This window comes from Plantibacter sp. PA-3-X8 (assembly GCF_003856975.1).
GTDB lineage: Bacteria > Actinomycetota > Actinomycetes > Actinomycetales > Microbacteriaceae > Plantibacter > Plantibacter auratus.
Genome location: NZ_CP033107.1, coordinates 1,442,484 through 1,461,072, shown reverse-complemented (window position 1 = coordinate 1,461,072; position 18,589 = coordinate 1,442,484). Strand labels below are relative to the sequence as shown.

Sequence of the window (18,589 nt, the reverse complement as noted above, 5' to 3'; positions counted from 1 at the left end):
GCGTGGCTCAGTCCGCGCGGCGCAGGCCCAGCAGCGTCGCGTCGATCAGGCGTTCGGCGCGCTCCGGGGTCATCCGGTCCGACTGCTCCGCTGCTCGCGCGACCGCGATGCCGTCGAGCACCGCGAGCAGGAGTGCCGCATCGTCCGCGGCCAGGCCGTCTTCCGGGAACGCTGCGACGAGCAGCCGCAGGAGGACCTCCTCGGTGCGGGCCCAGTCAGCGGCGTGGATCGCGCGCACCTCGGTCTCGGTGCTCGCCCGAGCGGCGAAGGCGACCCAGACGATCCCGTCGGTCAGGTCGTCACCCTCGACACAGGCGATCTCACGACAGAAGATCCGAAGTCGTTCCTCTTCGGAGTTCACCGCCTCGAGCCGTGCTGCCACACGCCGACGGAACCGCTCGTTGACCTCGGTCATCGCCGCGACGACCAGTCGGTCCTTCGTCGGGAAGTGATGCTGGACCGCGCCGACGGAGACACCGGCCTCGCTCGCGACCGTGCGGATGGTCAGCGCATCGGCACCGCGCGACGCCATGATCCGCAGCAGTGCATCGAGGATCCGATCCCTGTTCGTGTCCTGCTCGGTCATCGCCTCCGCTTTCGCCATCGCCCACTCGACAGGGTACGGTCTTCACATGACCAATACGAGCGTATTGCCGCCATCATTGCCGACCTCCCGACGCATCGCCGCACTCGACGTGGTCCGCGGACTCGCGATCCTCGGCACGCTCGGCACGAACATCTGGGTGTTCTCGCACCCCTGGGGTCTGCTCGGGATGCTCTCGGCCCCGGTGACGCCGGAGACCGGCCCCGCGGCGGGCACGATCCAGCTCGCCCTCATGGCGCTCACGCAGGGTAAGTTCCTCGCCCTCCTGACCCTGATGTTCGGCGCGGGACTCGCGATCCAGCACGCCACTGCACGCCGACGCGAGCAGCGCTGGCCGGGCCGGTACCTGTGGCGCGCCACCCTGCTCCTCATCGACGGTGCCGTGAACTACGTCCTCATCGCGGAGTTCGACGTCCTCATGGGCTATGCGGTCACCGGCGCCATCGTCGCCTGGCTCCTGCTCACGAGGCCCCGCGCCCAGCGCGCCATGATCGCCGTCTTCGGCGCACTGCACGTCCTCCTCATCAGCGCGATCGTCGCGTTCATCGCCACGACGCCGGCGGTGTCGGGCGACCTCCCGCTCCCCGCCGGACCGAGCCCCTACGCCACGGATTCGTTCCTCGGCCTGGCGGTCTTCCGGCTCGACAACATGGGGGTCTTCCGCGCGGAGCCCGCGCTGATCGGATTCCTCACGCTCGCGATGTTCCTCGCCGGCGCACACCTCTTCCATGCCGGGGTCTTCGGTGAGACCGGTGGTCGACTCCGACGCCGCCTGATGATCATCGGGGCGTGCGCACTGCCGGTCGACCTGCTGCTGGGCATCGCCGGAGGCACCGCGGGGCTCCTCGCCGAACGCTACCTGGCCGCACCCCTCGTGGCGCTCGGGATCCTCGGCGCCACCGTCGAGCTCTGTCGTCGCTTCGGCACCGACGGCTGGATCGCCTCACGCCTCCGCGAACTCGGGAAGGTCGCCTTGAGCGCCTACCTGCTCCAAAACCTCCTCGGTGGCGCGATCTTCTACGGCTGGGGTCTCGGCCTCGCCGAACTCACCGCTCCCTGGCGTGTCGCGGTCACCGTCGCCGCGGTCGTCGTCATCGCCGCGCTCGTGACCGGCTTCGCCCACCTCTGGCTCCGGCGATTCGCGCTCGGCCCCGTCGAGTGGCTCTGGAAACGCGGTGCGGAGCTCGGGACGAAGCAGCCGGAGGGCCGACCCTCGCTACGGTGAGACCATGACCACCGTGCACCTGACCGGCCAGTTGATCTGCGCAACACCGACCGACGTGGCGATCGTCGAGACCCATCTGCCGGAGCATGTCGCACTCACCCGCGCCGAACCGGGGTGCGTGTCATTCGAGGTGACGCCGACGGACGACCCGCTCGTCTGGGACGTCGCCGAGGTCTTCGAGGACGACGAGTCGTTCGCAGCACACCAGGCCCGCGTCGCGTCCAGCGAGTGGGGCCGCGCGACCGCGGGCATCGAACGCCGCTACCAGGTGACCCGGTCGCCAGCGGGCCGGACCGTCATGGAGGTCAGCGACGACGACCTCGCCGACCTCCGCCGCAGACTCCACGACACCCGCTGGCCTGACCGGTGGCCGACCGCCGGTTGGGAAGCCGGCACCGACCAGGACGAGCTGCGGCGACTCGTCACCTACTGGGCGGACGACTTCGACTGGGCGGCACAGCAGCGGGACATCAACGCCCTGCCGTGGCACCGGGCGGAGATCGATGGAGCCACCATCGCCTACCTCCGGTTCGACGCCGAGGCTCCAGGCGGGATCCCGATCGTCCTCACGAACGGCTGGCCGAGCACCGCGCTCGAACTCGTCGAGCTGGCCAGGCGCCTCGCGACGCCGTCCCACTTCGGCGGAGACCCGGCGAGCGCCGTCACCGTCATCGTCCCAGCGCTGCCCGGCCTGCCGTTCTCGCCGCAACGCCCGACCTTCGGCGATCAGACGCACGAGCTGTGGCACACGCTGATGCACGATCACCTCGGCTTCGCCCGGTACGCCGCCCATGGAGGCGACCTCGGGGCCGGGATCACCTCTCGGCTCGCGCAGGCGCATCCAGAGGCGGTCGCCGGCATCCACCTCCTCGCGGTCGCCGCGCCGCTCGAGGTCGACGCCGAGACGCTCACCGAGGAGGAGCAGGCGCATCTCGCCCGGGTCGAGGCCTGGGACGCCGAGGAGGGTGCGTATGAGCATCAGCACCACACGCGTCCGCTCACGCTCGCTCCAGCGCTGTCCGACTCCCCAGTCGGCCTACTCTCGTGGATCCTCGAGAAGCATCGGGCCTGGAGCGACTGCGGCGGCGACGTCTCATCCCGGTTCAGCGACGACTACCTCGCGACACTCGCCTCCGTCTACTGGTTCACGAACGCGATCGGCACCTCACTCCGCCCGTACTACGAGTCCGCGACCGGGATCACGACGCGTGTCGACCGGGTCGAGGTGCCGACCGCGGTCGCGCTCTTCCCGCACGACCTGGCGAGCCCGCCGCGCAGCTGGGCCGAGCGGAGCTACGCCGTGCGACGGTTCACGACCATGCCCCGAGGCGGCCACTTCGCCCCGCACGAGGAGCCCGAGCTCCTCGCGGACGACATCCGGGCGTTCCTGACGACGCTGTAGCGGACGGCAGCACGGCGCTCGTCGTTGCCGATAGGCTGCCCCACATGTCTCCAGTTCGTGATTGATCGGCCCGCGCGTCGTCCCCGACGCTCGTCGTCCCGATCCTGATCACCCCGCGCGCCGTCGAGCGCGCCCGTTTCACTGGAGTCCTTCTCATGTCGTCCACCCGGACAGCGCGTTATCTCGACGTGCTCGCACTTCCCCATGTCCCGCTGACCTTCGGGTCCGCTCTCGTCGGCAGATCCGCCTACGCGCTGGTACTGCTCCCCCTGCTCTACGCGGTCTCCGAGGCGACGGGTTCGATCGCCCTCGCGGGTGTCGCGGTGGCCGTCTACGGCGCAACGGCGAGCCTCCTCGCACCGCTTCGGGCCTGGTTCATCGACCGCCACGGCGCGCGTCGCGTCCTGGCCATCCTGGTCCTCGTCTTCGGTGGCGCCATCGCGGGCCTGGCCGTCGCGTCGCTCACCGCCGCTCCCGGGGCGCTGTTGATCACGCTCGCGGGACTGGCGGGCGCGTTCGCTCCCCCACTCGGGCCGACGATGCGAGTCGCCTGGGGTCGACTCACGCCAGACGGTGAACTCCTGCGCAAGGCACTCAGCCTGGATGCGGTCGTCGAGGAACTCCTCTACCTCGCGGGACCCGCGGCGGCCGGGTTGGCCCTCGCCGTCATCGCCCCGGGGACGGCGCTCCTCGTGCCCGCCGGGTTCGTCCTCATCGGCGGACTCCTCTTCGTGAGCACCTCGACCGTCGGCAGCATGGCGCCGCAGGATCGCAGCGTCCCCCGGCAGGACCGTGGGCGGTCACTCCTACTCGACGCCCGCTTCATCGCCATACTCCTGCCGGTGCTGGTCGCCGGGGCGGTCTCGGGCACGATCAGTGTCGCCGTACCGGTCGTGCTCGCGGAACACGGTGGTGCGGCCGCCGCGGGCATCGCCCTCGGACTCTTCGCCGGCGGGAGCGCCCTCGGCGGGCTGCTCTACGGGGCACTCTCGGTCCCGGGGTCGGCCGTCCGCCAGCTGGTCGCACTCGCGGGGGCACTGCTCGTCTCGGCATCGCTCATCGCCGCGGTGACCGGCTTCCTCGCCGTCAGCGTCGTCCTCGCGGTCACCGGGCTGTTCTTCTCGCCGATCATGATCGTCTCCTACGTCGCCGCGCACGCAGCCGGTGGGCGGTACCAGCAGAACGCCGCGACGACCTGGGTGAACACGGGACACAACATCGGGGCGGCAGCGGGCAGTGCGATCGCCGGCGTCCTCATCCAGGCGACCGGGGCACCCACCGCGGTCGTCGGCATCTGTGCGGCGGCAGCCGTCGTCGTCCTCGTCGCGGCGACGCTCGCCAGGCTCACGCCGGGTGAGTCGTCCACCGGGGACGACTCACCGCGAACGTGATCGGGGCCTATCGATACGGTGAGAGCATGCGCACCGTCCGAGACGCCTATGCCCGTCGGTCCGCCGAGTACGCGACGCTGCTGGGCACGATGGCGTCAGTGCACCCGTCGGACCGGCAGCTCGTGACCTCCTGGGCCGACCGGATCGCCGGTCCCGCGCTGGACGCCGGCTGCGGCCCGGGCCATTGGACGGCGTACCTCGCCTCGCGCGGGCTCGACATCCGTGGCGTCGATCTGGTCCCCGAGTTCATCGCGCATGCCCGCGCCGAGCACCCGGAGACCCGGTTCGACCTCGGCAGCCTCGACGCCCTCGACGCCGAGACCGGATCGGTGGGCGGCGTCCTCGCCTGGTACTCGCTGATCCACCACCGTCCCGACACGATCGAGACACCGCTCGCGGAGTTCGGACGCGTGCTCCGACCGGGCGGCGAACTGCTGGTCGGCTGCTTCGAGGGTCCGGCGGTCGAGGCGTTCGACCATGCCGTGGTGACGGCCTATCGTTGGCCGGTCATGGAGCTGGCCGAGCGGGTGCGCCGGGCGGGCTTCGAGGTCGTCGAGACGCACACCAGGACGAGCCTCGACCAGCGGCCCCACGGCGCGGTCCTGGCCCGGCGAGCCGACGCGGTGAGGTGAGGTGGTTCGTCGCCCGGCCCGAGGCTGAGCGACGGTCCGCCGCATCTCACTGCCGCTGCATTTCCAGAGTATGCCGGGCACCGGGGCTTGCCGCAAGACCCCCTCCGGCCTCCAGAATGGGTGGCCGCGGTCGCCTCCGACCGCGAGAACGGGGTCCTCATGCACGACGTCATCATCAGCGGTGGCGGCCCGACCGGCATGATGCTGGCAGCCGAACTCCGGCTCCACGGGGTCGACGTCCTCGTCCTCGAGCGGGACGCCGAGCCGAGCCCTGCGGTGCGGTCGTTGGGCCTCCACCCGCGGAGCATCGAGATCCTCGACCAGCGCGGCATCCTCGACCGGTTCCTCGCCGAGGGCACGCGGTACCCGGGCGCCGCCGGTCACTTCGCCGGGATCGTCCCGCCGCGACCCGTACCGCTCGACACCGCGCACGACTACATCCTCGGTCTCCCGCAGCCGGTCACCGATCGGCTGTTGACCGAACGCGCGCTCGAGCTCGGTGCCGAGTTGCGGCGCGGGAACGGACTCGTCGGCCTCGAACAGGACGATGACGGCGTCACCGTCGAGCTGGACGACGGTGAGCGCCTGGGGGCACGGTGGCTCGTCGGATGCGACGGCGGGCGGAGCACCGTCCGGAAGAGCCTCGGCATCGGCTTCCCAGGCGAGCCCGCGCAGACCGAGTGGATCCTCGCGGAGATCCAGGTCACCCTCCCGGCCGACGAGGTCGCCGCCATCGCCGACGAGGTCCGGAAGACGCACCGTGGCTTCGGCATCGGACCGGTGTCGGGCGGCTTCTTCCGCGCGGTGGCGCCCGCCGACGCCCCCGCCGACGAACGCCTGGCGACTCCGACGATCCAGGAGTTCCGGGCCCGGCTCGAGCGCTTCGCCGGGACCGACTTCGGCGCACATTCCCCGCGCTGGCTGTCGCGCTTCACCGATGCGACGAGACTCGCCGAGCGCTACCGGGTCGGCCGCGTGCTGATCGCTGGCGACGCCGCCCACGTGCACCCGCCCCTCGGCGGGCAGGGCCTCAACCTCGGGGTCCAGGACGCGTTCAACCTCGGATGGAAGCTGGCCGCCGAGCTCGCCGGCTGGGCACCGGCCGACCTCCTCGACACCTACGCGATGGAGCGCCGCCCGGTCGCCGACGACGTCCTCACGCTCACCCGAGCGCAGAGCGTCCTCCTGTCCCCCGACCCCGGCCCGCAGGCGGTGCGTCGGCTGTTCTCGGAGCTGATGCGGTTCGACGACGTGGCCCGCTTCCTGGGCGAGCGGATCGCTTCCACCGGCATCCGATACGACGTCGGAGGTCCCGGCGCAGCGGTGGACAGCGGCTCGGACGACGGGTCGCTGCTCGGTCGACGGCTGCGCGATATGGCCCTGACCGACGGCGGGCGCCTGTTCGCCCTCCTCCATCAGGGTCGCGGACTCTTGCTCGACCAGTCCGGAACCGACACCGTCACCGGCTGGGCGGACCGCGTCGACCGAGTCGTCACCACGACCCCGGAGCTCGCGGCCACGGCGGTGCTCCTGCGCCCGGATGGTCACGTGGTCTGGCTGGCCGACGGGCGGGAGCCGCTCAAGCCGGCCCTCCGGCGCTGGTTCGGCGAGCCGACACGGTGAGGTGAGGCGGTTCGTCGCCCGGCCCGAGGCTCAGCGACGATCCGCCGCATCTCAGCGAGCGCTCAGTCGTGGTCGATGGAGGCGACCGCGTCGGCCACCTGCGACTTCCCCTCGGCCACGCGGTCGTCGTCGTCTGTGACGATCCCGATCGTCTCCTCGATCCGACCTCCGACGGCCTGGATGATGGCCGCGGGCTGCGGCGCCTCCGGTTCCTTGTCGTCGCTCCCGTCCGAGTCCTCGGGGTAGACCTGGAGTCGGTCGTCGTCGCCGTCCGCCACCGTGCGCCTGGCGTGGTCGACGCAGAGCTTCGCGACCTCCTCGGCGTGCGCGTACATGACGGAGTGCGCAGCACCCGGGATCTCCCAGAGGCGTGAGGAGGGCAGGAGTTCGCCGACCCGTTCCACCCACTCGCGCGGCGCGACGGCGTCGTACTCGCCGCGGATCACGAGCGTGTGCGCCTGCACCTTCGGCAGGGCCTCCTCGATCGGGTAGGTCAGCATCTCCGGCAGGACCCGCGAGAACCACTTGAAGCCGCAGAAGACGTAGGCGCTGACAGCCAGCACCTTCACGGTGAGCGGTTCGTGCCAACTCGACTGCAGGAACCGGACCGCCTGGGTGAGCACCCGCCGCTGACCCGGCACGACGACCGGTCCGATGAGGATGAGGGTCGACAACTCGGGGCGACGGGAGACGAGGTCGCTGACCACCTGACTGCCCATCGAGTGGCCGACGATGATCGGGTCCTTGAGATCGAGCTCGTCGATGACCCGACCGACGAGGTCCGCATACTCGCGGATCGTGAGCGTCGACGAGGGGTGCGGCACCCCGCCGAAGCCGGGGAGGTCGAGCGCGTGCACCGGCCCGAACTCGTTGAGGTGCGGCGCGAGGCGCTCGAAGTACGTGGACGAGACACCGATGCCGGGGATGAGGATGAAGGAGCGATCCCCGCTGGACCCTACGGAGTTGACCCGGACGTAGACGTCGCCGTCGTAGACGCGATCGACCCGCACACTCCGCTTGCGACGCTTGCGTTCGATCCTCGACATGCCCCCAGCGTACAAGCGGGCGACGCCTGCACCGCCGGAGCTGTCAACCATGCGGGATTCGGATCGGCGAGCGCGATGATGGAGGCGACCGGAGCGGCAATCCCACGCTCCCTGAGAGGTGGCACCACGATGACCGTTCCCCGCGTCCTGATCTCCGGAGCCAGCATCGCCGGCCCCGGCCTGGCGTTCTGGCTGAACCGCTACGGCTGGGAGACGACGGTCGTCGAGCGCGCGCCGGCGTTCCGCGACGGCGGCCAGAACATCGACGTGCGGGGCGCTGCTCGCGAGGTCCTGCGACGCGCGGGCCTCGAGGACGCGGCACGCGAGGCGACCACCGGCGAGCGCGGAACCCGGTTCGTCGGTGACGCCGGTGAGACGATCGCCGAGTTCCCGGTGTCGGACTCCGAGACCGACGGCGCGACCGCCGAGGTCGAGATCCTCCGTGGCGACCTGGCCCGCATCTTCATCGACGCGACGGACGGCACCACCAGCTACCGGTACGGCGACCACATCACCGGGCTCGACGACGACGGTGAACGGGTCCTCGTGTCCTTCGCACATGGCGAGGATGAGGCGTTCGACCTCGTGATCGCGGCGGACGGCATCCGATCGTCGACGCGTGAGCTGGCCTTCCCCGGCGAGGCGGTGACCCGGTCCCTCGGGCTCGAGATGACGTACCTCACCATTCCGCGCGACGACGCCGACGTGCCGTGGTGGCAGTGGTATTCGGGCGTCGGCGGCCGCAGCGTCACGCTCCGACCCGACCGGCACGGCACCACCCGGGCCGTCCTCACGGAGGTCACCTCCGACCGCGGCGACGGCGTCGTCCCCGCGCGCCGCGACCTCGACGCGCAGCGACGGCATCTCAGGAACCGGTTCGTCGGACTCCCCTGGCAGGCGAACCGGATCCTCGAGCATCTCGACGACAGCGACGACGTCTACTACGAGTCCATCGGCCAGGTCAGGACGCCCCGCTGGGCATCCGGACGGGTCGCACTGCTCGGTGACGCGGCCTGGTGCGCGTCGCCCGTCAGCGGCATGGGGACGAGCCTGTCGATCGTCGGCGCCTACGTGCTGGCCGGTGAGCTGGCGGCGCACGTGCACCACCGGGACGCCTTCCGCGGGTACGAACGGATCATGCGCCCCTACGTCGAGCAGGCCCAGTCGCTGCCGCCGGGTACGCCGCAGCTCGCCAACCCGACCTCGAAACCCGGCGTCGCGGCGTTCCGCACCGCACTCCGCGTGGCCGGCTCGAAGCCGGCGAAGCTCGTCGGTGCGCAGTTGTTCTCCCCGCCGGCCGACAAGATCGACCTGCCCGAGTACGAGCACCTGGCATGACGACCTCCACCGGCAAGCCCGCTGCGATCTCCGTGACCGCACCGGCACTGTCCGGCCCGGTCGTCGCCGCGCAGGAATGGCGGGACCTGGCGTTCGTCCACTGGCGCGTCCCGGCGAGCGCCGTCGCGCCACTGCTCCCGCCCGGAGTGGTCCCCGACGTCTTCGACGGTTCCACCTGGGTCGGGCTGATCGCCTTCCAGTTGGGCGACGCCCGCATCGGTCCGCTGCCACCGTCGCCCATCGGCGGCTCCTTCACCGAGGTGAACGTCCGGTTGTACGGGGTCGACAGCGAGGGGCGTCGCGGCGTCGTGTTCCGGTCGCTCGAGGCGTCGAGCCTGCCGGCGGTCCTCGCGGCTCGCGCGATGTTCGGCCTGCCCTACCAGTGGGCGCGGACCGCGCAGCGACCGACGGACGACGGCTGGGAGTACGCGTCGCGGCGGATCACGACGTCGCCGACGACACGAGGTCCGGGCTTCCAGCTCGGCGTCGATGTCGACCGCGCGACGACCGTCGACGACGAGCTGTCGCAGTTCCTGACGGCGCGGTGGGGGCTCTTCCAGAGCCGCTTCGGTCGGACGCAGTGGTTGCCGAACGAGCACGAACCCTGGGTGCTCCACCCGGCGTGCGTCACCTCCTTGCGCGACGAACTCTGCGCGGCGGCGGGCCTCCCGGGTGTCGTCGAGCACGAGCCCGACTCGGTGCTCTTCAGCCCCGGCGTGACCGCCCGATTCGGCATCGGCTCGTTCCTCGCCCGCTGAGTGGCGGATCAGTCCGCAGCGACCGCGGCGAGCACGGCGGGATCCTCACAGCCGCGCGCGAAGCCTCGGATGCGGCGGTCGATGTCGCGCTGCAGGACGATCGCACCGATGCGCTCGGCGATCGGCGCCAGCCACCGCGGCTTGCACGTGAAGTTGTAGCGCCAGACGGCGAGGGTGCGCTGGTCGTCGCCCTCCACCGGGCTGAAGCGCCAGCCGCCGGCGAGCCGCTCGAAGAACCATGAGCCCTTCGTCATCTTCATACCGACGTTGGTCGGCGGGTGGTACGACACGTACTCGCTGACCATCCGGAACCCGAACCGCTGGACGGTGAAGGTGCGGACGCCCTTGGCGGCCTCCTTCGCGCCGTCGAGGAAGTACTGCCTCCGGATGAACGGATCCCAGCGCATCCGGGTCTCGCCGGTGGTCTGGGAGATCGCGAACGCGACGTCGGGCGGGACGGGCACGGTGCAGCGGGATTCGACGACGGGCATGCCCCATCCTGACACGGGTGCTTGACGGGTATCGCTTGTTCGTGTTCAATCAGTCACATGAGCCGATCGACCGCCGAGGATCAACGCGTCCGCACCGTCGCGAGTGCGGTGGAGGTCTTCTCGATCGCCGGTTACCGCGCCACCCCCGTCGCGGACGTCGCTGCGGCGGCCAAGATCTCCCCCGCCTACGTCTTCCGCCTGTTCGACGGCAAACTCGGCCTCTTCGTAGCCGCTGTCGAGCACTGCTACGAGCAGGTCGCGAACGCGATGTCCGCAGCCGTCGAGGACCACCCGGAGTGGAGCCCGGACGACAAGCTCGACGCGATGACCCAGGCGTACATCGAGCTCATCCGCGACCGCAGTCTCATCGCCCTCCAGGTGCACGCGCAGAGCGCCTGCGACGTCCCCGAGATCCAGGAGGCGGTCCGTTCCGGGCTCGCACTCGTGGTGCGCGTCATGTCCCGTGACTCCGGGGCGGACGCCGGCGCGGTCCAGCGCAGTCTCGCCTACGGGCAGCTCTGCCACCTCGTCGTGCAGGCGGGCCTCGGCGACGTCGACGCCGACTGGGCGCGCGTCGTCGACCACGGCATCCGGCACGACTGATCGACTCCGAGCCACCGACCGCACCCGCGAATTTTCATACCCACATTTGTGACTGTTCAGTCACACACAACCATCACGAGATCGGAACACACCATGCACACCACACCATCCGCGACCACCACCCAGGTCGTCCTGCCGGGCCTCGTCGAGCCGTCCGGCCTCGAACTGGCCACCGTGCCGACGCCGACTCCCGACGCCGGCCAGCTCTTGGTCGAGATGGAGGCGACCGGGGTCTCCTTCGCCGAGCAGTCGATGCGCAAGGGCCGGTACTTCGGCCAGCCGGCGTTCCCGTTCGTCCCGGGGTACGACCTCGTCGGACGGGTGCTCGAGGTGGGCCCCGGTGGCGACGCGACCCTCATCGGCAGGCGGGTCGCGACCCTGACCAAGACGGGCGCCTGGGCGACCCACGCCGTCGTGGCCGCGCGCGACAGCATCCTCGTGCCAGACCGCGTGAGCTCGGAGGACGCCGAGACGGTCGTCGTGAACGGCGTCACCGCCTGGCAGATGCTGCACCGCGCGGCACGGGTCCAGCCGGGCCAGACCATCCTGTTGTTCGGTGCGAACGGCGGTGTCGGCGGAATCCTCATCCAGCTGGCGCGGCTCCACGGCGTCCGGGTCATCGGTGCGGCGTCACCCCGGCATCACGAGGCACTCCGCGCGGCGGGCGTCATCCCCGTCGACTACGCGGACCCCGAGCTCGCGACACGCGTTCGCGAGCTGGCGCCGAACGGGGTCGACGCCGTCTTCGACAACGTCGGCGGCCAGACGACCCGCACGGCCTTCGGACTCCTCGCGCGCGGCGGCACGCTCGTGACCTACTCGATCATCTCAACGGTCGGCGGCACGGGACCGCTGATGGCGCCGTTCCTGCTGGCGATCGGTCAGGCGCTGCTCTGGACGGCCCTCCCGAACGGCCGCAGCTCGACCTTCTACGACCTGTGGGCAGGCCACCGCTTCCGTCCCGCCCGCTTCCGCCGCCACCTGGAGGCCGACCTCGGCGAGGTCTTCCGACTCCTCGAGCACGGCGACATCACCGCGAACATCGCCGCCCGATTCCCCCTGACCGAGATCGTCGCCGCCATGGAGCTCGCCGAGTCGCGGACGCTCAACGGGAAGGTGGTCCTGCACCCGTGAGCCTGCGCCTCACCTCAGCGGCGGAGCGCGGCGGGCAGCACCCGGTCGACGAGCTTGAGCAGCACGGCGAACACGATCGCGACGACGAGCACCATGAGCGCGTTCCGGACGGCACCGTCGAAGCCGAGCTGCGTCGCATCGAGGAAGGGGTAGGGGTACCAGCCGGTAATACCGCCACGGATGAAGGTGAAGACCACCCAGGCGAGCGGCCAGAGGAACGCCCAGGCGACGGTGCTCCAGGTGAAGCGCGGACGCGGACCGAACACGAGCCAGGCGCCGAGCGTGAGCCACGGGGACAGGTAGTGGAACCCGATCGTGATGACGAGCGCCCACCCCGTGAGGTTCACCTGCGGCGCCAGCACCACCGCGTACACGATGCCGGTGATGACGATGCTGAGCAGGGCGTCGAGCCGCGCGACCCGCCAGAGCCGACCGTCACGCAGGGGGTCGATCGCCAGCAGGACGGACACCGCGAGCACGATGAGGTTGCTGAGGATCGTGAACGCACTGAAGATGCGAGCGAAGCGGGTCGCCAGTCCGACGGACATGTCCACGCCACCCGAGCGGGCGTCGGCGCCGCCGGTGATGACGAGGACGATCTGGATGACGAGCGAGGTCGCGATGATCACGGCGATCAGGAGGTACATCACGCGGCTGGCGGTGACGACGGCTGCGGACGGCGCGACCTGCGGGGGATGGACGGTGGTGCTCACCCGCCAACCCTAGCCAGCCCGCCGCACCCCACCTCCCTCAAGCCCTGACGCGTGCGCTTTCAGGCCAGCAGCGGCAGTCGCCCGACGATCCGGTCCACCCGGTTGCGCGGCCCGACCAGCGCGACGGCCAGCGGGGCGAGTTCGTCCGGCGCGGTCGCCGCCACTGCTTCGAGATACTCGTCGTAGACCCGGGTGAGCTGGGCCGCTTCCGGCATGTCGACGACGAGCACGCCATCCGAGCCCGCCGCCTTGGCCCGGATCGCCGCCAGTTGCTCAGCCGGAGCGGACAACACGCTGCACCCGGCCCACGGCAGTCCGGGATGAGCCGAGCCGTCGGCATCGAGGGCGTCCGGCCCGAGGAGTCCCTGCACGCTGGCTCCGATCGCCGCAGCGACGCAGGCCGCCGCATTCACGGCTCGACCGACCGGGAGGTCCTGCTGCACGACGACGACCCATTTCAGCCGGGCGGACCGCGTGGGCGCCGCCGTGTCGATCTCCTCCGGCGCGAAGCCGACGAGCTGTTGTTCCGTCATGTCTCTCCCTGATGTCGTACGTGAATCGACCATCAGGCTATGTCGGGCGGTACCACAGCGAATTCAACCCCGTACATCGTCCGGACGAACTGGCACAATCGACCGCATGGACGAACTTGATACGGCGATCCTGCGCGAACTGCAGCGCGACGCACGGCGCACCAACCGGGACATCGCTGCCGCGGTCGGCGTCTCGCCCACCACCGCGCTCGACCGGACCCGCGGCCTGTACCGCCGCGGCGTCATCCGCGGCGCGCGACTCGACGTCGATCTGCCGTCGCTCGGTCGCTCGGTCCAGGCGCTCATCGCGATCCGGATCCGACCGCCGTCGCGCGTCAACATCGACGCGTTCCGCAGCTGGGCGATCACCCTCCCCGAGACCATCGGCGTCTTCGTCGTCTCCGGGAACGAGGACTTCCTGCTCCAGGTCGCCGTCACCGACAACGACGCGCTCTACGCCTTCGTCATCGACAAGCTCACCGAGCGCGAGGAGGTCGCGGACGTCCGGACGAGCGTCGTCTACGAGCATGTGCGACCGCACGTGGTGATGCCCGCGGAGACGAGGGACTGAGCGACTGTGGCGACAGATCAGCCGACGTGCTCGCCGAGGAACCCACGGACGTCGTCGATCTCGGCCTGGTCGATCCCGTGGGCGAGGCCCGGGTAGGTGCGCTCGGTGAGGGTCGTGTGCAGCGGCAACCACGCTGCGGCGCGCGCGACGGCCGGCGCGGCGATGACGCGGTCCTCGAGACCCCGTCCCCAGAACACCGCGGGTTTCGTCGCTGCCAGCATCTCGTCGCCGGGCTGCGGCGCACTCAGCACGAACCCGGCGAGGATGACCGGCGCCACGACCCGCTCGGGTCGCGTGCGCAGCAGCTGCGAGGCCATGAAGCCGCCCTGCGAGAAGCCGATGGGCACGACGCGCGCCTCGGCCGACACGTGCTCGTCGATCCAGCCCCAGACGGCGTCCGTCGCGCGGGCGATCGGCTCCGGGTCCGGGTTGCCCGGCGTCGTGATCTCGAACCAGGCCGCGCCACCGTGGCCCATCTCGAGCGGCGCGCGCAGCGACACCCAGGGCATGCCGAGCGCGAGCGGCCCGACGAGACCGGTGAGGTCGTGCTCGTTGGAGCCGTAGCCGTGGAGGAGCACCGCGACGACGGGAGCGGACGACGCGGCGTCGGCCCAGTCGGCGGAACGGACGTCGCGCAGTGCGGTGGTCATCGGGACAGCAGCTCCTCGGTCGACAGGTCGGGCAGGGCCACGGTCACGCGGGTCCCCCACGGGTCGGAGACGGTCACGGAACGACCGTCCGCGTCGAAGGGGATCGCGCGGGCGCGCAGCCTCGCGGCCAGCGTATCGAGGTTCGCGAGGTCGGGGACGGTGATCGACACGTCGCCGAGGCCGAGGGCGGCCGCGCGAGGACCGGCGCCCTGGCTGTTCCAGACGTTCATCGCGATGTGGTGGTGGTACCCGCCGGCGGAGGCGAAGATCGCGCCGGGGTACTCGGTCTGCGTCGTCTCGAATCCGAGGGCGTCGACGTAGAAGGCTCGGGCGGTCTGGAGGTCTCCGACCTGCAGGTGCACGTGCCCGACGGCACCGGCCAACGAGGGCCCGGCGCCGAGGGCGTCCTCCGTGAGGTGCCGCTGCAGGTAGGCGTTCGGGTCGAGGTAGGTGGTGGTCATGGCGATCTGGTCGCCCGAGCGCACCCAGCTGCTGCGCGGGCGGTCCGTATACAGCTCGACGCCGTTCCCCTCCGGGTCGGTGAAGTAGAACGCCTCGCTCACGAAGTGGTCGCTCGACCCGACGAACTGTCCGCGGGGGTCCTGCGCGGCCCGATAGACCGTCGCCGAGAGGCTCGACTCGTCCTCGAACAGGAACGCCGTGTGGAACAGGCCGGCCTGCCGCCGGTCGACGGCCGGCAGGTCTGGCGTGTGAACGAGCCGCACGAGCGGGGTGTCGCCACGACCGAGCACCCGGTGCACCTCGCGGTCGCGGCTGCGCTCCTCGAGCGGCTCCATCGCGAAGGCGTTGGCGTAGTAGCCGGACATGAGGTCGAGGTCGCCGACGCGGAGCGTGACCGCGCCCATCGACGTCTCCGGGGCGAGCAGACGCTCGTCGAGCACAGCGGACATTCGGTCTCCGATCGGGTGATGGGGTCGGTACAGGCTACCCCGTTTACTTGTAGATGTAACCAATTGAGTGTCGCCGTATTCCGCGATCGGCCGACACGCCTGTCAAGCCCTTGTCTCGCGCGCGCGAGGGGTGTGGGCTGGAGGACCACAACGAGAAGAGTGCTCACATGACCGATGCCAGCAGCGCGGCCGACCGCAGACGGAGTCGCCGCGGACTTCCTCCCATGAAGACCCTCCTCACCGACCTCCGCGAGGACATCGTCCGCCTCGTCACGGGCGAGATCGCCCTGTTCAAGGCGGAGATGACGAAGAAGGCCAAGGACCTCGGGATCGGCGCGGGGATGCTGGTCGTCGCCCTGGTGCTCGTGCTCTTCGGTTTCGGGACGCTCATCGCGGCCGCCGTCCTCGGACTCGCCACCGTGCTCCCCGCCTGGCTCGCCGCCCTCATCGTCGGCGTCGTCCTCATCCTCGTCGCCGGGATCCTGGCGCTCGTCGGCGTCAAGAAGCTCAAGGCCGGCGCGAAGCCCGTTCCCGAGCGCAGTGTCGAAGCCCTCACCGGCGACCACCTCGCAGATCAGCAGCACGACTCGAAGCACGACACCAAGGAGGCCGCAGCATGAGCGACCAGGATCTCGCCCGCCCCACTCCCCCCGAGGGTGCCGGTCTGAACACCCTGCAGCTCGACGTCGAACAGACGCGCGAACACCTCGCGCAGACGCTCGACCTCCTCTTCCAGAAGTTCGACGTCCGCACCGCCGTGGCCTACCACCTGCGTACCACCGCCATCGTCGTCGCGTCGGTCGCGGTCGTCGGCGCCGGCGTTCTGCTGTGGCGTGCGAACCGAGGGCACCGTGTCTGAGCCCACCAAGGAGGACCGCCTCGAGCGCAGCATGCCAGACGATCCGCGGAACCGCGATGCGGACCACGCGGAAGAGACGATGAACCCCCAGCGCGTCCCCGTCCCCTGGGGCTACGTCCTGAAGCGGACGCTGCACTCCTTCACCTCGAACCAGTGCACCGACCTCGCCGCAGGGCTCACCTACTTCGCGATCCTGTCGCTCTTCCCGGCGGTCCTTGCGCTCGTCTCGATCCTCGGCCTCTTCGGACAGAGCCGCAACGGCACCGACGCCCTGCTCGAGATCGTCGGCAACCTCGCACCGGGCGACAGCCTCGGCTTCCTGACCGACGCGGTGAACCAGTTCGTCGAGTCGCCGGCGATCGGCTTCGCCCTCATCGCCGGTATCGCCGGTGCCGTGTGGTCGGCATCCGGCTACGTGGGCGGTTTCGGTCGCGCGCTCAACCGCATGTACGGGGTCGAGGAGGGTCGCAAGATCTGGTCCCTGCGTCCGACGCAGCTCGGCGTGACCCTCGTCGTCCTACTCGTCATCTCGGTGATCGCGCTCGCACTCATCGTGTCCGGCCCCGTCGCGCAGGCCATCGGACAGGCGGTCGGTCTCGGTGAGACGGGCCTCACCGTCTGGTCGATCGCGAAGTGGCCGGTCATGGCCGCCGCGCTCGTCTTCGTCATCGCCGTGCTGTACACCGCGACGCCGAACATCAAGCCGGAGAAGTTCCGTTGGATCAGCATCGGTGCGCTCGCCGCGCTCCTGATCCTGCTCATCGCCTCGGTCGGGTTCGGGTTCTACATCGCGAACTTCAGCAACTACGACGCCACCTACGGCTCGCTCGCCGGCATCATCATCTTCCTGCTGTGGATCTGGATCGCGAACCTCGCGCTGCTGTTCGGCGCCCAGCTCGACATCGAGATCCAGCGTGGCCGCCAGCTCGCCTCGGGTGTCGCCGCGGAGCAGGAGCTGCAGCTGCCCCTGCGCTCGGACGCCGCGATCAGGGCGCTCGCCGACCGCGACGCGAAGGACGCCCTCGAGGGACGTCGCGTCCGACGTGCAGCGGACCGCACGGACTGACCCAAACAGCCCGCGAACTGTCAGAAGAAGCTAGTCGGACGGCGTCTGACTAGCCGGAAGTGACAGTTCGCGGGCTGCTGTGGGGCGGGACGGGGTTACGGCGTGGGCATACCGCCGTTGACGTTCAGGGTTTCGCCGAGGACGTAGGACGACTCCGCCGACGCGAGGAACACGTAGGCGGGAGCGAGCTCCGCCGGCTGGCCCATGCGTCCGAGTGGGGTGTCCTCGCCGAACTCGGCGATCTTCTCCTGCGGCTGTCCGTCCGACACCTGGAGCGGCGTCCAGATCGGGCCGGGAGCGACCGCGTTGACGCGGATGCCCTTGGGCGCGAGCTGCTGCGCCAGCGCCTTCGTGAAGGCGTTGATGGTCGCCTTCGTGGACGCGTAGTCGACGAGGATGTCCGACGGCGAGTACGCCTGGATCGACGTCGTGTTGATGATGGACGAGCCTGCCGGAAGGTGCGGGAGGGCGGCCTTCGAGAGCCAGAACATCGCGTAGACGTTGGTCTTGAAAGTGTCGTCGAACTGCTCGTCCGTGAGGGTGGTGAGGTCCTCGTTGAACATCTGCTTGCCGCCGTTGTTCACGAGGATGTCGAGTCCTCCGAGGCCCTCGACCGTCTGCGCGACGAGGTCGCGGCAGTAGGACGGGTCGCGCAGGTCGCCCGGCAGGGTGAGGACGGTGGCGCCGGCCTCGCGGACGATGCCGGCGATGCGCTGCGCGTCCTCTTCCTCCTCCGGGAGGTAGGAGAGGGCCACGGAGGCACCCTCGCGGGCGAAGGCGATCGCGGTGGCGGCACCGATACCGGAGTCGCCGCCGGTGATGAGCGCCTTGCGGCCGGTGAGACGACCCGAGCCGCGGTAGCTCTCCTCGCCGAGGTCGGCCTTCGGGTCGAGCTTCGCGTCGAGGCCTGGCTCGGGCTGGTGCTGCTTCTCGGCGGTGATGTGGGCGTAGAGCTTCGCCGGGTCGGTGAAGGTGTACTGGTCGTTGGCCATGGTGATGGTCCTCTCGTTCAGTGTTCGGTCGTGGTCGGACAGGTCGG

Annotated in this window: 21 protein-coding genes; 13 read left to right on the top strand and 8 right to left on the bottom strand. The window is 70.3% G+C overall.

Translation table 11 applies throughout. The annotated features are described in order from the left end of the window. Nucleotides 1–7 precede the first annotated feature (7 nt). Entirely contained in the window at nucleotides 8–586 is a 579-nt protein-coding gene (locus EAO79_RS07035) for a TetR/AcrR family transcriptional regulator (RefSeq protein WP_202938636.1), read from the bottom strand. A gap of 46 nt (nucleotides 587–632) precedes the next feature. On the opposite strand from EAO79_RS07035, the gene EAO79_RS07030 reads away from it, so the two are divergent. From EAO79_RS07030 to EAO79_RS07010, 5 genes are all read left to right on the top strand, one after another. Then, entirely contained in the window at nucleotides 633–1,829 is a 1,197-nt protein-coding gene (locus EAO79_RS07030) for a DUF418 domain-containing protein (protein ID WP_164486913.1), read from the top strand. Between the two features lie 4 nt (nucleotides 1,830–1,833). Beyond that, entirely contained in the window at nucleotides 1,834–3,231 is a 1,398-nt protein-coding gene (locus tag EAO79_RS07025) for an alpha/beta fold hydrolase (RefSeq protein ID WP_124768516.1), read from the top strand. Nucleotides 3,232–3,386: 155 nt separating this feature from the next. Next, entirely contained in the window at nucleotides 3,387–4,622 is a 1,236-nt protein-coding gene (locus EAO79_RS07020; protein WP_124768515.1) for an MFS transporter, read from the top strand. Nucleotides 4,623–4,648: 26 nt separating this feature from the next. Then, a complete protein-coding gene (locus EAO79_RS07015; protein ID WP_124768514.1) occupies nucleotides 4,649–5,254 on the top strand; it encodes a class I SAM-dependent methyltransferase in 606 nt (201 codons plus the stop codon). A 159-nt stretch (nucleotides 5,255–5,413) separates the two neighbouring features. Further along, nucleotides 5,414–6,877 carry an FAD-dependent monooxygenase gene (locus EAO79_RS07010; protein WP_124768513.1) on the top strand — a complete coding sequence of 488 codons (1,464 nt, stop codon included), beginning with the start codon at nucleotides 5,414–5,416 and terminating at the stop codon, nucleotides 6,875–6,877. 62 nt (nucleotides 6,878–6,939) lie between these two features. Here the strand turns inward: EAO79_RS07010 and EAO79_RS07005 are convergent, their stop codons facing one another. Beyond that, nucleotides 6,940–7,923 (bottom strand): alpha/beta fold hydrolase, encoded by a 984-nt coding sequence (locus EAO79_RS07005; protein ID WP_124768512.1) that lies wholly within the window; start codon nucleotides 7,921–7,923, stop codon nucleotides 6,940–6,942. Between the two features lie 129 nt (nucleotides 7,924–8,052). Here EAO79_RS07005 and EAO79_RS07000 point away from each other — a divergent pair, with 129 nt between their 5' ends. Both EAO79_RS07000 and EAO79_RS06995 read left to right on the top strand, forming a co-directional pair. Next, on the top strand, nucleotides 8,053–9,261 hold the full coding sequence (locus EAO79_RS07000) for an FAD-dependent monooxygenase (RefSeq protein WP_124768511.1): 1,209 nt from the start codon (nucleotides 8,053–8,055) through the stop codon (nucleotides 9,259–9,261). Further along, nucleotides 9,258–10,019 (top strand): YqjF family protein, encoded by a 762-nt coding sequence (locus tag EAO79_RS06995; protein ID WP_124768510.1) that lies wholly within the window; start codon nucleotides 9,258–9,260, stop codon nucleotides 10,017–10,019. Before EAO79_RS07000 ends, EAO79_RS06995 begins: the two co-directional genes overlap by 4 nt. A gap of 8 nt (nucleotides 10,020–10,027) precedes the next feature. On the opposite strand, the gene EAO79_RS06990 is transcribed toward EAO79_RS06995, so the two are convergent. Then, a complete protein-coding gene (locus EAO79_RS06990; RefSeq protein ID WP_124768509.1) occupies nucleotides 10,028–10,510 on the bottom strand; it encodes an SRPBCC family protein in 483 nt (160 codons plus the stop codon). A gap of 57 nt (nucleotides 10,511–10,567) precedes the next feature. Between EAO79_RS06990 and EAO79_RS06985 the strand changes: the two genes are divergently transcribed. After that, on the top strand, nucleotides 10,568–11,113 hold the full coding sequence (locus EAO79_RS06985; RefSeq protein ID WP_124768508.1) for a TetR/AcrR family transcriptional regulator: 546 nt from the start codon (nucleotides 10,568–10,570) through the stop codon (nucleotides 11,111–11,113). Nucleotides 11,114–11,206: 93 nt separating this feature from the next. Continuing rightward, entirely contained in the window at nucleotides 11,207–12,247 is a 1,041-nt protein-coding gene (locus tag EAO79_RS06980; protein ID WP_124768507.1) for a medium chain dehydrogenase/reductase family protein, read from the top strand. 14 nt (nucleotides 12,248–12,261) lie between these two features. On the opposite strand, the gene EAO79_RS06975 is transcribed toward EAO79_RS06980, so the two are convergent. Together EAO79_RS06975 and EAO79_RS06970 are read right to left on the bottom strand one after the other, a co-directional pair. Continuing rightward, nucleotides 12,262–12,960, bottom strand: a complete 699-nt coding sequence (locus EAO79_RS06975; RefSeq protein ID WP_241161011.1) for a Pr6Pr family membrane protein — start codon at nucleotides 12,958–12,960, stop codon at nucleotides 12,262–12,264. Nucleotides 12,961–13,019: 59 nt separating this feature from the next. Continuing rightward, a complete protein-coding gene (locus EAO79_RS06970; RefSeq protein WP_124768506.1) occupies nucleotides 13,020–13,493 on the bottom strand; it encodes a DUF2000 domain-containing protein in 474 nt (157 codons plus the stop codon). A 106-nt stretch (nucleotides 13,494–13,599) separates the two neighbouring features. On the opposite strand from EAO79_RS06970, the gene EAO79_RS06965 reads away from it, so the two are divergent. Beyond that, nucleotides 13,600–14,064, top strand: coding sequence for an Lrp/AsnC family transcriptional regulator (locus tag EAO79_RS06965; protein ID WP_124768505.1), 465 nt, complete (start codon nucleotides 13,600–13,602; stop codon nucleotides 14,062–14,064). 17 nt (nucleotides 14,065–14,081) lie between these two features. On the opposite strand, the gene EAO79_RS06960 is transcribed toward EAO79_RS06965, so the two are convergent. Both EAO79_RS06960 and EAO79_RS06955 read right to left on the bottom strand, forming a co-directional pair. After that, the gene (locus tag EAO79_RS06960) at nucleotides 14,082–14,714 is read right to left on the bottom strand and encodes an alpha/beta hydrolase (RefSeq protein WP_124768504.1); all 633 of its coding nucleotides are present in this window, start codon (nucleotides 14,712–14,714) and stop codon (nucleotides 14,082–14,084) included. Beyond that, nucleotides 14,711–15,625, bottom strand: a complete 915-nt coding sequence (locus EAO79_RS06955; RefSeq protein WP_124768503.1) for a VOC family protein — start codon at nucleotides 15,623–15,625, stop codon at nucleotides 14,711–14,713. The genes EAO79_RS06960 and EAO79_RS06955 overlap by 4 nt, the downstream gene beginning before the upstream one ends. A gap of 167 nt (nucleotides 15,626–15,792) precedes the next feature. Here EAO79_RS06955 and EAO79_RS06950 point away from each other — a divergent pair, with 167 nt between their 5' ends. From EAO79_RS06950 to EAO79_RS06940, 3 genes are read left to right on the top strand one after another with little or no spacing between them, the layout of a single operon-like run. Continuing rightward, the gene (locus tag EAO79_RS06950; RefSeq protein ID WP_124768502.1) at nucleotides 15,793–16,245 is read left to right on the top strand and encodes a phage holin family protein; all 453 of its coding nucleotides are present in this window, start codon (nucleotides 15,793–15,795) and stop codon (nucleotides 16,243–16,245) included. Then, complete coding sequence (locus tag EAO79_RS06945; RefSeq protein WP_064297084.1) at nucleotides 16,242–16,484, top strand: DUF3618 domain-containing protein; 243 nt, start codon at nucleotides 16,242–16,244, stop codon at nucleotides 16,482–16,484. Before EAO79_RS06950 ends, EAO79_RS06945 begins: the two co-directional genes overlap by 4 nt. Next, nucleotides 16,477–17,550 (top strand): YihY/virulence factor BrkB family protein, encoded by a 1,074-nt coding sequence (locus EAO79_RS06940; protein WP_241161010.1) that lies wholly within the window; start codon nucleotides 16,477–16,479, stop codon nucleotides 17,548–17,550. The genes EAO79_RS06945 and EAO79_RS06940 overlap by 8 nt, the downstream gene beginning before the upstream one ends. 95 nt (nucleotides 17,551–17,645) lie before the next feature. Here EAO79_RS06940 and EAO79_RS06935 read toward each other — a convergent pair whose 3' ends face one another. Next, on the bottom strand, nucleotides 17,646–18,542 hold the full coding sequence (locus EAO79_RS06935) for an SDR family oxidoreductase (protein WP_124768501.1): 897 nt from the start codon (nucleotides 18,540–18,542) through the stop codon (nucleotides 17,646–17,648). Nucleotides 18,543–18,589 lie beyond the last annotated feature (47 nt).